Raw genomic sequence first — 15197 nt, forward strand, 5'->3', positions numbered from 1 at the left:
TGCGGCTTTTGTCGGGTGGCGGCTTCGCCTTACCCGATCTACAAAAACACAAAAACCGGCTCTCAGGCCGGTTTTTTGTAGGCCCGGTAAGCGTAGCGCCACCGGGCAACAGCACTTACAGAAGTTCAGGATACTTCGTCATCTTCAGCGCCAGCTCTACGCCGCGCACTTCTGCCATCCCTTTCAGGCGGCCAATCGCCGAATAGCCCGGGTTCGTTTTCTTACGCAGATCGTCCAGCATCTGGTGTCCGTGATCCGGGCGGAACGGAATAGGACGTAAATCGCCAGCCTGTTTACGACGTGCCTCTTCCGCCAGAATGGCATCCACCACCGCCACCATATTCACATCACCGGCGGTTTTCAACCCAGTTGTCCAAATAGCCGTGTCTAAGCGGCTATTTTATTCCGTTCAAACTCCTCAAGTTTACTTGGATTGAGTGCAACCGGTCCGGTCACTTCCCAATTGCGTGTTTCACCAGACCAGCGCCGAGGATGCTGCGCTTTTGCTTGTTCATATACCGCATGTCGCTGTGCTAAACGTGCTTCATCAACGCCCCGGTGCCGGTCTGCCGGCGTCACGAAGTTAATGCCACTGTGCAGGTGCTGTTCGTTATATCCCTGCTCGAACGCCAGCATCCAATCACGCAGCACCGTCAGTGAGGCAAAGCCCTTTGCCGGCCATTGCGGACAGTATTTTACGGTCCTAAACAGCGACTCCGAATACGGATTATCGTTACTGACTCTCGGCCGGCTGTGAGACATCAACATCCCCAGCTCGGCCAGCCGGGTTTTGAATACATAAGACGTCATTGGCGCCCCATTATCGGAGTGCAATACCGGCGGTGTTTGCCCGCATTTCTCTCGTAGTAAGGCCCGTTCAACCAGCTGCTTGGCGAGTTCTCCGGACTCCACTTCATGGGCCTCCCAGGCCACTATCTTACGGCTGTAAATGTCCATTATCAGGTACAGATACCAATGCTGACCCCGCACCATGGAAGGACAATAGCTAATGTCCCAACTCCAGACCTGGTTCGGCCCGGTCGCCGTGAAGCTGGTGGGCTGCGGCACTTGGCGCGAAGGCTTCATACGCCCTCGATGCTGCTGTTGCCGGTGTTTTTTCAATACTCGATAAAACGAAGATTCTGAGGCCAGGTAAATTCCTTGGTCAGCCAGTAACGGCACTATCTGCGAGGGCGGCAAGCTCTGATATTCTGGATTATTGCACGCCGCGAGGATGGCCGCTTCTTCAGCATCGGTCAGTATGTGCGGCTGGACGGCCGGTGTCACCAAGGGTCGCTGGTCTTCAACCACCGTGCCGTTCGTGTGTCGCCAGCGCTTCAGCGTGCGCTCACTGAGCTCGATAAGCGCGGCCACTTTGTAGCGAGCCGCACCGGCGGCCACTGCTTCATCAAACAACGCCAATAGCCTTGCACGCTCGTCCAGTGACGTTAATTGTCCTCGTCGCTGTCCGGGTCTTCGCCGTACAAGGCTTCCAGCTTTTTTGACAGCACCAACAAGGCCGTGGTCTCAGCCAACACCCGGTCTTTGCGGCGCACCTCGGCTCTGAGCTTTTTAATGGTCTGTTGGTCATCCTTGTGCTGCTTGCGCGTGGTTTTTTCCTGTTTCTGCTGGCCACCGGCCCCTTCAAGGCAGGCTTCTTTCCAACGCTGAACCTGCTCTGGATAGAGCCCTTTCTGACGGCAGTAGGCACTGAGCTCTGCTTCAGACATGGCAGCGGTTTCAATCACCACGGTTAACTTGGCTTGCGGAGACCAATCGTCCCCAACACTACGATGACCTGGCACAGATACTCCCTGTTGTTGACTCTGTTTTAACCAACTATACAGCGCTGATTTAGAAATACCTTGCTCTTCACAAACAGAAGGCACACTTCGGTTCAACGGCGGCAACAACTTACTGACGGCTGCTGCTTTAAACTCTTTAGAATAAGATGGCACGACCACTCCGGTGCCGCTCCCGTTACGATAAACATAGGCAGAATTGCCAACCGGACAACTAGGATGACAGAGGGGGTCACCGCTCAGGTGCGCCGCTTCGTGGAAGGTTTTCGGGTTCTCTTCACGGCAGGTCGCACGCAGATGCGTGAAGTGAATACGATCGCCAAAGGTTTCAATCATCCGCACCAGGTCATTATCCGCACGCACGCCATACGAGCCCGTGCACATGGTAAAGCCGTTAGAGATGCTATCGACCGTCTCTTTCAGCCACTGCATATCTTCAATGGTTGAGACGATACGCGGCAGGCCGAGGATGGGACGCGGAGGATCGTCCGGGTGTACGGCCAGACGCACGCCCGCCTCTTCCGCGACCGGCACAATCGCGCGCAGGAAGTACGCCATGTTTTCGCGCAGCTGATTTTTATCAATGCCGCCGTACTCTGCCAGACGGGCGCGGAACTGATCCAACGTGTAGCCCTCTTCTGCACCCGGCAGGCCCGCGATGATATTGCGGGTCAGCTTTTCAATGTCTGCTTCGCTTGCTGCGTTAAACCATTCGCGCGCCTGCTGCTGCTCGTCGGCCGTGTAATCGGCTTCCGCGCCAGGGCGTTTCAGAATGTGTAACTCAAAGGCCGCGAAGGCGATCTGATCAAAACGCAACGCTCGGGAACCGTCTGGCAGCTGATACTCAAGGTCAGTACGCGTCCAGTCAAGAACAGGCATGAAGTTATAGCAAACGGTATCGATGCCGCAGGCCGCCAGGTTGCGGATGCTCTGCTGATAGTTAGCAATCCAGGTCTGATACTCCCCAGAATGGGTTTTGATATCTTCGTGAACGGGAATACTTTCCACGACAGACCAGGTTAAGCCTTTTTCTGCCAGCAGCGCCTGACGCTGTTGAATCTCCTCTACCGGCCACACCTGGCCATTCGGAATATGATGCAGCGCCGTGACGACAGCCGTTGCGCCAGCCTGACGCACATCATCAAGAGAAACTGGATCGTTCGGCCCGTACCAACGCCAGGTTTGTTCCATTGCCCCACCCTCCAAAGTTGTTATACCAATATGAGTTACTGCGATGACGACTACCATACATGTTTAATGAAGAGGGTCAACACAGCGCCACAAATTGATTGATCGAACTCACAGAACAGCGATATTTACGGCTTACCAATTCTCTTTGTTGTCATATAACTTTACACTGACATTGTTAATTAATGGTTAATCAGGTGTGTATTTCATGAAGACAATTGCCTCCACCTCGCTTCCTGCCCATGTTCAGCAGCCGCGCTACGATCGCTCGCTTCTGCGCTCGCGCATCGTTCACTTCGGCTTTGGTGCTTTTCACCGTGCGCATCAGGCGTTATTAACCCATCGGGTGCTGAATGCCAAAGGAGGCGACTGGGGCATTTGTGAGATTAGTCTGTTCAGCGGCGATGTGTTGATGAGCCAGCTGCGGGCGCAGGATCACCTCTTCACCGTGCTGGAGAAAGGCGCGGAGGGCAACCAGCCGATTATCACTGGAGCCGTGCATGAATGCCTGAACGCAAAACTGGACTCGCTGGCCGCCATCATTGAGAAATTTTGCGAGCCGCAGGTGGCAATTGTTTCCCTCACCATTACTGAGAAAGGCTATTGCATCGACCCCGCAACCGGGAAACTCGATTTGCAAAACACCCGGATCGTTCACGATCTGGAAAACCCGACGGAGCCCCATTCCGCCCCAGGGATCATAGTCGAAGCGCTCCACCGCCGCCGTGAACGCGGCTTACCCGCCTTTACGGTCCTTTCCTGCGATAACATCCCGGATAACGGCCACGTGGTGAAAAATGCCGTGCTCGGCATGGCGCAGAAACGCTCTGAAGACCTGGCCGGATGGATTGATACCCATGTGAGTTTCCCGGGCACAATGGTTGACAGGATTGTGCCCGGCGCCACCGATGCCTCGCTGGCGGAGGTCGCGCAGGAACTCGGTGTGGAAGATCCGTGCGCCATCAGCTGCGAGCCCTTTATACAGTGGGTCGTGGAAGATAACTTTGTCGCCGGACGCCCGGAGTGGGAAGTGGCAGGCGTGCAGATGGTGCAGGACGTTCTGCCGTGGGAACAGATGAAATTACGTATGCTGAACGGCAGCCATTCCTTCCTGGCGTATCTGGGCTATCTCGCCGGGTATGCGCACATTAATGAATGTATGGAGGATAAGGCGTTTCGTCAGGCCGCGCGGCGGTTAATGCTGGATGAACAGGCCCCTACGCTGCGTATCACCGACGTTGATCTGACGGCTTACGCCGACAGCCTCCTCGACCGTTTTGCCAACCCGGCACTGCAGCACCGTACCTGGCAAATTGCGATGGACGGCAGTCAAAAGCTGCCCCAGCGCATGCTGGATGGGATCCGTATTCATCTGGAGCGTCAAAGTGCGTGGCCTCTGCTGGCGCTGGGTGTGGCGGGCTGGATCCGCTACGTCAGCGGTACAGATGAACAAGGCAATACGATTGATGTCCGCGATCCGCTCAGCGACAAAATCCGTGCGAAGGTTGAAGCCAGCAATGACGCAAACCGCGTAAACGCTCTGCTGACGCTGAGCGAAGTCTTTGGTCACGATCTCGCGCAAAACCACGTTTTTGTCGAGTCGGTGAACCAGGCATACCAACGTATAGCCCGTCTCGGGGCGCGCCAGGCTGTTATCGAAACGTTAAAACTTTAACGTTTATTGCGCTTAAGGCGAACGGACATGCGCTCCGTTTGCCCTTCCTCTTCTCATTGCGCCCTTTTTTCGTCAGGATAAGAGATAATTGTTACATCATCACAATTATCTACCGGAGCGCACGTGACCAGGACCAACCTTATTACCGGTTTTCTCGGTAGCGGGAAAACCACCTCAATTCTCCACCTGCTGGCCAATAAAGATCCGGCAGAAAAATGGGCCGTGCTGGTCAACGAATTCGGCGAAGTGGGTATTGATGGCGCGTTACTGTCTGACAGCGGCGCCATGATCCAAGAGATCCCGGGCGGATGCATGTGCTGTGTGAATGGCCTGCCCATGCAGGTGGGGCTGAACACGCTGCTGCGTCAGGGTAAACCCGACCGCCTGCTGATTGAACCGACGGGGCTTGGCCACCCGAAGCAAATTCTTGATTTACTCACCGCACCGGTTTACGAGCCGTGGATAGACTTACGCGCCACGCTTTGCCTGCTCGACCCGCGACAGCTGCTGGATGAAAAAGCGGTAGCCAACGACAACTTCCGCGATCAGCTCGCCTGCGCAGATATTATCGTCGCCAATAAAGAAGATCGGGCTACGGCTGAAAGCCAGGCGGCATTCGATGCCTGGTGGCAACATTTCGGGGGCAACCGTCAGCGGGTGCAAACCACTCAGGGGAAGATAGATGTCGCCCTGCTCGACCTGCCTCGCCTGAACCTCACCGAGCTGCCAGCCAGTGCGGAGCATGCACATAGTCATCCCGCAAAGCAGGGTCTGGCGGCGTTGAGCCTGCCGGAACACCAGCGCTGGCGACGTAATCTCAACAGCGGTCAGGGTCATCAGGCCTGCGGGTGGATCTTTGATGCCGACACCGTTTTCGACACTATAGGCGTGCTTGAGTGGGCAAGACTGGCGCCGGTCGATCGCGTTAAGGGGATTATGCGCACCCCCGACGGCCTGGTGCGCATCAACCGTCAGGGTGAAGATTTCTTTATTGAAACGCAGAATGTTGCGCCCCCGGATAGCCGAATAGAGTTAATTAGTGCGGTTAACGCCGACTGGAATGCCCTGCAGTCCAGCCTGTTGAAGCTTCGTTTAAGTTCGGGCGGCTAACGTTGCCCCTGATTTCCCTGTATGCTGAATGTTATGACAACTCGAATTCCCCTGATTTTGCTGCTCAATGTCGCCGGACTGGCACTCTTTTTCTCCTGGTATATCCCGGTGGATCACGGTTTCTGGTTTCCGCTGGATTCTGCCATCTTCCATTTCTTTAACCAGGCTCTGGTGAAGAGTGATGCCTTTCTGTGGCTGGTGGCGATTACCAACAACCGCGCGTTTGACGGCTGTTCGCTGGTGGCGATGGGCTGCCTGATGCTCTCTTTCTGGCTGAAAGAGGACAAAACCGGGCGTCGCCGCATTATGATTATTGGTCTGATGATGCTACTGCTGGCTGTCGCCATTAACCAACTTGCTACGGCTATTATTCCGGTCAAGCGCTCAAGCCCAACGCTGTTCTTTACCGATATTTATCGCGTCAGCGAATTGCTGCATATTCCAACGAAAGATGCCTCGAAGGCCAGTTTCCCTGGCGATCACGGCATGATGCTGCTTATTTTTTGTGCAGTCATGCTGCGCTATTTCGGCAGGAAGGCGTTCGCCATAGCCCTGATTATTTTTGTGGTTTTCGCCTTCCCTCGCGTAATGATTGGCGCACACTGGTTCACCGATATTGCCGTGGGCTCGCTCTCTGTTGCGCTGGTCGCGTTACCGTGGTGCCTGATGACACCGCTGAGCGACCGGATAATAGCCCTGTTCGATCGCTATCTGCCGGGTAAAAAGCAACAAGCATTAAACAAATAATTAACCAAAATTAACGTCCGCTATCAGGGATCATTGCGATCCCTGATAGATCTCCCGCCACGATCGTTTCGCACTGTCATCTTCCCGTCATCTCTTTCATGATAAAAATGAATCAATTGCGTGATTAAGCGCCGGATCTGACTGCATTTTAAGCAATGTCGGATTTTTACTTTCTGTATCACAATTTCTTATAAAAAAAAGGTTTTTTTACTCGCAATAGCCCTGGCAATCGGTTAATCTCGAACTCGTTTTGCCCCATAGAGATAATTATTTCCTTGGTGAATAAATTTGTGCGCTGCGCCACAAATGTGACCAGAAAGAATTGTCTCATTGTGAACAGATAATTAGTCTCGTCACGTTTGGCATTTTTATAACGATATTTGTCGTTAAGGACTTCAAGGGAAAATAAACAAAATGGTCAAATCTCAACCGATTTTGAGATATATCTTGCGGGGGATCCCGGCGATAGCAGTTGCGGTACTGTTGTCTGCATGTAGTACATCGAACACCGCAAAGAATATGCATCCTGAGACGCGTGTTGTGGGAATGGAAGATTCCTCGTCACTGCAAGCCTCTCAGGATGAATTTGAAAATATGGTACGTAATCTGGACGTGAAGTCCCGTATTATGGACCAGTATGCTGACTGGAAAGGCGTGCGTTATCGTCTGGGCGGCAGCACCAAAAAAGGTATCGATTGTTCCAGCTTTGTACAGCGTACCTTCCGTGAGCAGTTTGGGTTAGACCTGCCGCGTTCAACTTACGAACAGCAGGAAGTGGGCAAGTCGATTTCACGTACAAAACTGCGCACCGGTGATTTAGTTCTGTTCCGTGCCGGTTCAACGGGTCGACATGTCGGCATCTATATTGGTAATGACCAGTTTGTGCATGCCTCCACCAGCAGCGGTGTGACCATTTCCAGCATGAACGAGCCATACTGGAAGAAGCGCTACAACGAAGCGCGTCGCGTACTGACCCGCAGTTAATATGATGATTGTATCGTTGGTTATCCCTTGGCTGGCGATATGATGAAAAAAAGACACTGCTTCGGCGGTGTTTTTTTTTGCCCGTTACACTGAATACATCCAGCGGCAATTCAGGAATCACGACGTCTATGTTCACCCGCTACTTTTCCAGTCATCGCAAGATACTTTTCCTCAGTATTATTACAGGTCTGGTCACTGCCCTGCTTTTGGGTTCATTGCAATTTTTCTGGAGTTACCACAAGCGGGAAGTCCGGTTCGACACCCTGATTACCGATGTGAGCCTCTACATGGAGAGCTATTTCGAAGAGTTGAAAACCTCTATCGATGTTCTTCAGCCCCTCACGCTGAACAGCTGCCATGACGTCAATGCCGAGCTGACGTCGCGCGCGGCCTTCAGCCTCAATGTGCGCGCGTTCTTGCTGGTCAGGGACAAAATCGCCTTCTGCTCGTCGGCCACCGGGCCGATGGATACGCCGATGGAAGCTCTAATACCTGAGCTGCACATCAACAAGAAGATTGATATGGCATTACTGCCGGGCACGCCTACGCTGCCGAATAAACCCGCCATTGCCATCTGGTACCGAAACCCTCTGGTTAAAGACGGCGGGGTGTTTACGTCAGTTAATCTCAATCTGACCCCGTACCTGCTTTATACCGCGCGCCAGGACGACTTCGCAGGGATTGCCATCATCATCGGGGATATGGCGCTGTCCACCATGTCCAGTACCCTGGTCAGGGCGCAGGCTTTACATGCCGTGCCCGAGCGTACCGCCACGCTTAAGGCCGTGCCGCTGACCATTAAGCTTTACGCTGAAAAGTGGACAAGCGACGAAATCCTCTACGCCCTGTTCTTTGGGCTGGTGTGCGGTATTGCGGCAGGATCGCTGAATTTCTATATCCTCACCATCCGCGTTAATCCCGGCAAAGAGATCCTCAGCGCTATTAAGCGCGGCCAGTTTTATGTGGTCTATCAGCCCGTGGTGGATGCAAAAGATCTGAAAATGCGGGGGGTTGAGGTCCTGATGCGCTGGAAGCACCCCACCATGGGTGAGATCCCCCCTGATGCGTTTATCAATTTTGCTGAAGCGCAGCAGCTGATTGTTCCGCTCACGCTGCATCTGTTTGACCTTATCATTCACGATGCACCGGTATTACAGACCCAACTGCCGCCGGGCGCAAAACTCGGTATCAACATTGCGCCGGGGCATCTGCACGCCGACAGCTTTAAAGATGATATGCGCACCTTTAAAGAGTTACTGCCGCCGGATCACTTCCAGTTGGTGCTGGAAATTACCGAGCGCGACATGCTTAACCACCGTGAAGCCAACAACCTGTTCGAGTGGCTGCACAACGAAGGGTTTGAGATAGCGATCGATGATTTTGGAACCGGCCGCAGTGCGCTGATCTATCTTGAACATTTCACCATGGATTACATCAAAATCGACCGGGGTTTTGTTAACGCCATCGGGACAGAAACCGTCACCTCACCAGTGCTTGATGCCGTACTGATGCTGGCAAGACGGCTGAACATGTCCACCGTCGCAGAGGGCGTGGAAACGCCGGAACAGGCGGCCTGGCTGCGCGAACATGGCGTTAACTTCCTGCAGGGATACTGGATTAGCCGTCCGATGCCGCTGGAGCAGTTCCGTGAGTGGCGGCCGGACCTGACGCACGCTGGCGAATAATTTCACATTGCCCGTGACGTCACTTATTATTCAGCTTAACTGAGCCGGTCTGTTAAAGAGGGAGCTGCCGCGAGATGTTTATGCGCTTCATACTGTTGCTGTTGGCACTGACGGCCCTGTCCAGCCAGGCGCAAACCATCAAAGAAGACGTTGCGTTTGCGGTGATTGGTGAACCGAAATACGCGGTAAATTTCACCCATTATGATTACGTCAACCCTGGCGCGCCGAAAGGCGGGAATGTGACGCTCTCCGCCACCGGCACGTTCGATAACTTCAACCGCTTTGCCCTGCGCGGCGTGGCCGCGGCGCGCACAGAATCTCTCTACGATACCCTGTTTGTCACGTCTGATGATGAGCCCGGAAGCTACTATCCGCTGATCGCCGAAAACGTGCGGTATGCGGATAATTTTGCCTGGGCGGAAATTTCGCTTAACCCGCGGGCGCGTTTTCATGACGGTTCGCCGGTCAGGGCAAGCGATGTCGCCTTTACGTTTCATAAATTTATGACTGAAGGCGTTCCTCAGTTCCGTATTGTCTACAAAGGCGCGTCGGTCAGGGCCATCGCACCGCTCACCGTGCGCATTGAGCTGAGCGAGCCGAATAAAGAGAATATGCTGAGCCTGTTCTCCCTGCCCGTAATGCCTGAATCGTTCTGGAAAGCCCATAAGCTGAGCGACCCGCTCTCCACACCGCCGCTGGCAGGAGGCCCGTACCGCATCACCGACTGGCGCATGGGGCAGTATGTGGTCTATTCCCGTGTAAAAGACTACTGGGCCGCCAACCTGCCGGTAAACCGGGGGCGCTGGAATTTCGACACCCTTCGCTATGATTACTACCTGGACGATAACGTGGCTTTTGAGGCCTTTAAGGCCGGAGCCTTCGATTTACGCCTGGAGAGCAGCGCTAAAAACTGGGCTACGCGCTATATCGGTAAAAACTTTGCCAAAGGCTACATCGTCAAGGACGAGCAAAAAAATAGCTCTGCCCAGGACACGCGCTGGCTGGCGTTTAATATTCAGCGTCCGGTATTTAACGACCGCCGGGTACGTCAGGCCATTACCCTGGCCTTTGACTTTGAGTGGATGAACAAGGCGCTGTTTTATGGCGCCTACAGCCGCGCTAACAGCTATTTTCAGAATACCGAATATGCGGCGCGCGCTTACCCCAATGCCGACGAGTTGACGCTGCTGGCCCCCTTCAAAGCACAATTGCCGCCGGAAGTGTTTACCACCGTGTTTGATCCCCCCACCTCCGATGGCAACGGCTTTGATCGTGACAATTTGCTGAAAGCCAGCAAACTGCTGGATGAGGCCGGTTGGGTCCTTAAAAATCAAAAACGGGTCAATGCCCAAACGGGAAAACCGTTGAGCTTCGAGCTACTGATCGCGTCAGGGGCAAACGATCAGTGGGTTTTGCCGTTTAAGCACAACCTGGCCCGGCTGGGGATCACAATGAACATACGCCAGGTGGATATCGCCCAGCTGACCAACCGCAAGCGCAGCCGGGATTACGATATGATGCAGAGCCTGTGGCCCGCGCAGCCCTGGCCAAGCTCCGACCTGCAGATTTCCTGGGCGTCCAGTTACATCGACTCCTCGTACAATGCGCCGGGGGTAAAAAGCCCGGTCGTTGACGCGCTAATTGCAAAGATCGTGGCAGCACAGGGCGATAAACAGAAGCTCCTGCCATTAGGACGCGCCCTCGACAGAGTGTTAACCTGGAACTACTACATGCTGCCCATGTGGTATATGGGTGAAGATCGTCTTGCCCGCTGGGACAAATTTTCGCTGCCTGCCGTGCGCCCGATCTATTCGCTGGGCTTCGATACCTGGTGGTATGACGTTAACAAAGCCGCCAGACTCCCAGCTGAGCGGCGATAAGGAATCATCATGGGTGCGTATCTAATCCGCCGTCTCCTGCTGATCATCCCAACCCTGTGGGCCATCATCACTATTAACTTTTTTATTGTGCAAATCGCGCCCGGCGGGCCGGTCGATCAGGCGATTGCGGCGATTGAATTTGGCACCAGCGGCGGGATGCCCGGCGGTGGCGGAGAAGGAATGGGCGCAAGCCATGCCAGAACGGGCGTGGGGAATATCAGCGAAAGCCATTATCGCGGCGGCCGCGGGCTGGATCCGGAGGTGATTGCCGAGATCACCCATCGCTATGGTTTTGATAAACCGATTCACGAGCGCTATTTCAAAATGCTGTGGGATTACGTCCGGTTTGATTTTGGTGATAGCCTGTTCCGCAGTGCCTCGGTCTTAACCCTGATCAAACAAAGCCTGCCGGTGTCGATCACCCTGGGACTGTGGGGAACGCTGATTATCTACCTGGTTTCCATTCCGCTTGGGATCCGCAAAGCGGTCTACAACGGCAGCCGTTTTGATATCTGGAGCAGCACGTTCATTATCATCAGCTATGCCATTCCGGCGTTTCTGTTCGCTGTGCTGTTGATTGTCTTTTTTGCCGGCGGCAGCTATTTCGATCTCTTCCCGCTGCGGGGGCTGGTATCCGCCGATTTCAGCACCCTGCCGTGGTATCAGAAAATCACCGACTATCTCTGGCATATCACGCTGCCGGTGCTGGCAACGGTGATTGGCGGATTTGCCGCCCTGACCATGCTGACCAAAAACGCCTTTCTTGATGAAATCCGCAAACAATATGTCGTCACCGCCCGCGCGAAGGGCGTGGGTGAAAAACAGATCATGTGGAAGCACGTGTTCCGCAACGCCATGCTGCTGGTGATTGCCGGATTTCCTGCCACGTTCATCAGTATGTTTTTTACCGGTTCGCTGCTTATTGAGGTGATGTTCTCGCTTAACGGTCTGGGGCTATTGGGTTATGAAGCCACCGTGTCGCGGGATTATCCGGTGATGTTTGGCACACTCTACATTTTTACCCTGATTGGCCTGCTGCTGAATATCGTCAGTGATATCAGCTATACGCTGGTCGATCCCCGAATCGATTTTGAGGGCCGATGATGCCGCGTTTAAGCCCCGTCAATCAGGCCCGCTGGGCCCGTTTTCGCCATAACCGTCGTGGCTACTGGTCGTTATGGATTTTTGCCGTCCTGTTTGTGTTAAGCCTGTGCTCAGAGCTGATTGCCAACGATAAACCCTTACTGGTGCATTTCAACGACCGCTGGTATGTGCCCGTGCTTAATAACTACAGTGAAAGTGACTTTGGCGGCCCGTTTGCAACACCGGCGGAGTATCAGGATCCGTGGCTGCGCCAGCAGATTGATCAACACGGCTGGGCACTGTGGGCCCCGATCCGTTTTGGCGCCAACAGTATCAATTTCGCCACCACGACCCCCTTCCCTTCTCCCCCGTCCACGCAAAACTGGCTGGGAACGGATGCCAACGGTGGCGACGTGCTGGCGCGCATCCTCTACGGTACCCGAATTTCGATCCTCTTTGGGCTGATGCTGACGCTCTTCTCCAGCGTGATGGGCGTGGTGGCAGGTGCCGTCCAGGGCTACTATGGCGGTAAAATTGACCTCTGGGGTCAGCGCGTGATTGAGGTGTGGTCAGGTATGCCAACGCTGTTTCTGATCATCCTGCTGTCGAGCGTGGTGCAGCCAAACTTCTGGTGGCTGCTGGGGATCACCATATTGTTTGGCTGGATGGCGCTGGTGGGCGTCGTGCGCGCAGAATTTCTGCGCACCCGTAATTTTGACTATATTCGTGCCGCACAGGCACTGGGCGTGAGCGACCGCGGGATCATCTTCCGCCATATGCTGCCGAACGCCGTGGTGGCGACACTGACCTTTCTGCCGTTTATTTTGTGCAGCTCCATCACCACCCTCACCTCGCTCGATTTTCTGGGCTTCGGGCTACCGCTCGGTTCCCCCTCGCTCGGCGAGCTGTTGCTGCAGGGCAAAAACAACCTGCAGGCACCGTGGCTGGGCATTACAGCCTTTCTTTCCGTGGCGGTACTGCTTTCGCTGCTGATTTTTATTGGCGAAGCCGTGCGCGACGCCTTCGATCCCAACAAGGCGGTGTAACATGACGCAGCCCCTTCTCAGTATCGAGAATCTGTCGATTGCCTTTTCGAAACAGGGTGAGACGCGCACCGTGGTCAGCGATCTGTCGCTGCAGATCCAGCGTGGCGAAACGCTGGCGCTGGTGGGGGAATCCGGCTCCGGCAAGAGCGTCTCGGCACTCTCCATTCTGCGCCTGCTCCCGTCTCCGCCAGTGAGCTACCCGCAAGGAGATATTCTGTTTCACGGCAGCTCGCTGCTGCACGCCGACGAACAGACCCTGCGGGGCGTCCGCGGCAATAAAATTGCGATGATTTTCCAGGAGCCGATGGTCTCACTCAACCCGCTGCATACTCTGGAAAAACAGCTTTACGAGGTGCTCTCCCTGCACCGGGGCATGCGCAAAGAGGCCGCGCGCGGGGAAATCCTCGACTGCCTCGAGAGAACCGGCATCCGCAACGCGGCAAAACGGCTGAGCGATTTCCCGCATCAGCTTTCCGGCGGTGAACGTCAACGTGTGATGATTGCCATGGCGCTACTGACGCGCCCGGAACTGCTGATCGCTGATGAGCCCACAACCGCGCTGGACGTCACGGTGCAGGCGCAGATTTTGCAGCTGCTGCGGGAGTTACGTAGCGAGCTGAACATGAGTCTGCTGTTTATCACCCATAACCTGAGCATAGTGAAAAAGCTGGCCGACTGCGTCGCTGTAATGCAAAACGGACGCTGTGTAGAGCAGAACACCGCCGCCGCACTGCTGAACGCACCTCAGCACCACTATACGCAGCGGCTGCTCGACAGTGAACCCTCAGGCGATCCTGTGCCTCTCCGGGGGGACAGCGCGCCGTTGTTGAACGTCGAGGGGCTGTCTGTCTCCTTCCCCATCCGTAAAGGTATTCTGCGCCGCGTGGTCGACCAGAACGCCGTGCTGAAGAACATCCGTTTTTCACTGCGCCCGGGCGAGTCGCTGGGACTGGTGGGCGAGTCGGGTTCAGGCAAAAGCACCACCGGCCTGGCACTGCTGCGTTTAATTGCCTCGCAGGGCGAGATCCTGTTTGACGGCATGCCGCTGCACCGCTGGAACCGTCGGCAGATGCTGCCGGTACGTCCCCGCATGCAGGTGGTGTTTCAGGATCCCAACTCCTCGCTCAATCCAAGGCTGAGTATTTTGCAGATCATCGAAGAAGGATTGCGCGTCCATCAGCCTACCCTGACGGCTCTGCAACGTGAAAATGAGGTCAGGCGTGTGATGGCAGAGGTAGGGTTAGATCCCGAGACGCGCCACCGCTACCCGGCTGAATTTTCTGGCGGACAGCGCCAGCGTATCGCCATTGCCCGCGCACTGATCCTCAAACCTGAGCTGATCATCCTGGATGAACCGACCTCCTCGCTGGACAGAACCGTGCAGGCACAGATCCTGACCCTGTTGAAAGGGTTACAGGAAAAGCACCGGCTGGCCTATATCTTTATCAGCCACGATCTACAGGTAGTGCGGGCGTTATGCCATCAGGTGATTGTGCTACGGCAGGGAGAAGTGGTCGAGCAAGGTGAGTGCCAGCGCGTATTTACTGCACCGACGCAGAGCTACACGCGCCAGCTGTTATCGGCAGACTAGCACTCAGAAGGGATACTGGCCCGAGAAAGGCTCAGCAATGGCCACGCCAAAGTTTTTCAGGCGGCAGGTTGCGGCAAATTCATCCTGACTTTTAACAAACAGGCACGGCTCGCCTTCACACTCCAGTACGGAGCTGTCCACTTCGATATCCGACAGCGCCTGGCTTAAGCGTTCCATTACCGGCCATGCATCTTCATCGCTCGGGCTAAGCAGTTTGAGCGCGACCAGACAATTCTCGCAACCTGCAACGTTTTGCGGAATCGGTTCAACTTTCGAACCTGCAAAACCCGCCGACCAGCGATAGCTCTGGGGCAAGCGATGGACTATGGAGAGTTGTAATGTATTCACGTTCGATCCCCGGAAGCAAATTTACTTCACAATTTATTTACATTTATAGTAACACATC

At 54.7% G+C, this 15197-nt stretch carries 10 protein-coding genes and 3 pseudogenes; 9 read left to right on the plus strand and 4 right to left on the minus strand.

Annotated elements, in window-relative coordinates:
- Positions 1-115: 115 nt before the first annotated feature.
- The 3 pseudogenes from HX884_RS01430 to uxuA all read right to left on the minus strand — a co-directional run.
- A pseudogene (locus tag HX884_RS01430) lies at positions 116-367 on the minus strand (mannonate dehydratase); the annotation flags it as partial.
- Positions 368-387: 20 nt separating this feature from the next.
- Positions 388-1958, minus strand: a pseudogene (locus tag HX884_RS01435) (IS3 family transposase).
- Between the two features lie 75 nt (positions 1959-2033).
- Positions 2034-2993 (minus strand): annotated as a pseudogene (gene uxuA / locus HX884_RS01440) (mannonate dehydratase); the annotation flags it as partial.
- Positions 2994-3198: 205 nt separating this feature from the next.
- On the opposite strand from uxuA, the gene HX884_RS01445 reads away from it, so the two are divergent.
- From HX884_RS01445 to yejF, 9 genes are all read left to right on the plus strand, one after another.
- Positions 3199-4665, plus strand: coding sequence for a mannitol dehydrogenase family protein (locus HX884_RS01445; protein WP_178327533.1), 1467 nt, complete (start codon positions 3199-3201; stop codon positions 4663-4665).
- Between the two features lie 123 nt (positions 4666-4788).
- On the plus strand, positions 4789-5775 hold the full coding sequence (locus HX884_RS01450) for a GTP-binding protein (RefSeq protein ID WP_178327534.1): 987 nt from the start codon (positions 4789-4791) through the stop codon (positions 5773-5775).
- 33 nt (positions 5776-5808) lie between these two features.
- Complete coding sequence (locus HX884_RS01455; RefSeq protein ID WP_029883087.1) at positions 5809-6522, plus strand: phosphatase PAP2 family protein; 714 nt, start codon at positions 5809-5811, stop codon at positions 6520-6522.
- Positions 6523-6936: 414 nt separating this feature from the next.
- Positions 6937-7506 (plus strand): bifunctional murein DD-endopeptidase/murein LD-carboxypeptidase, encoded by a 570-nt coding sequence (gene mepS / locus HX884_RS01460; RefSeq protein WP_023619753.1) that lies wholly within the window; start codon positions 6937-6939, stop codon positions 7504-7506.
- 128 nt (positions 7507-7634) lie between these two features.
- The gene (locus HX884_RS01465) at positions 7635-9191 is read left to right on the plus strand and encodes a cyclic di-GMP phosphodiesterase (RefSeq protein ID WP_178327535.1); all 1557 of its coding nucleotides are present in this window, start codon (positions 7635-7637) and stop codon (positions 9189-9191) included.
- Between the two features lie 74 nt (positions 9192-9265).
- Positions 9266-11071: an extracellular solute-binding protein gene (locus HX884_RS01470; protein ID WP_178327536.1), complete on the plus strand. Its 1806-nt coding sequence runs from the start codon at positions 9266-9268 to the stop codon at positions 11069-11071.
- A 9-nt stretch (positions 11072-11080) separates the two neighbouring features.
- Positions 11081-12175: a microcin C ABC transporter permease YejB gene (locus HX884_RS01475; RefSeq protein ID WP_178327537.1), complete on the plus strand. Its 1095-nt coding sequence runs from the start codon at positions 11081-11083 to the stop codon at positions 12173-12175.
- Positions 12175-13200 (plus strand): ABC transporter permease, encoded by a 1026-nt coding sequence (locus HX884_RS01480; RefSeq protein ID WP_178327538.1) that lies wholly within the window; start codon positions 12175-12177, stop codon positions 13198-13200. Before HX884_RS01475 ends, HX884_RS01480 begins: the two co-directional genes overlap by 1 nt.
- 1 nt (position 13201) lies before the next feature.
- On the plus strand, positions 13202-14791 hold the full coding sequence (gene yejF, locus HX884_RS01485; protein ID WP_178327539.1) for a microcin C ABC transporter ATP-binding protein YejF: 1590 nt from the start codon (positions 13202-13204) through the stop codon (positions 14789-14791).
- A 3-nt stretch (positions 14792-14794) separates the two neighbouring features.
- Here yejF and HX884_RS01490 read toward each other — a convergent pair whose 3' ends face one another.
- Positions 14795-15139 carry a YejG family protein gene (locus tag HX884_RS01490; RefSeq protein WP_013097988.1) on the minus strand — a complete coding sequence of 115 codons (345 nt, stop codon included), beginning with the start codon at positions 15137-15139 and terminating at the stop codon, positions 14795-14797.
- Positions 15140-15197 lie beyond the last annotated feature (58 nt).

Source organism: Enterobacter sp. SECR19-1250 (assembly GCF_013391025.1).
GTDB lineage: Bacteria > Pseudomonadota > Gammaproteobacteria > Enterobacterales > Enterobacteriaceae > Enterobacter > Enterobacter cloacae.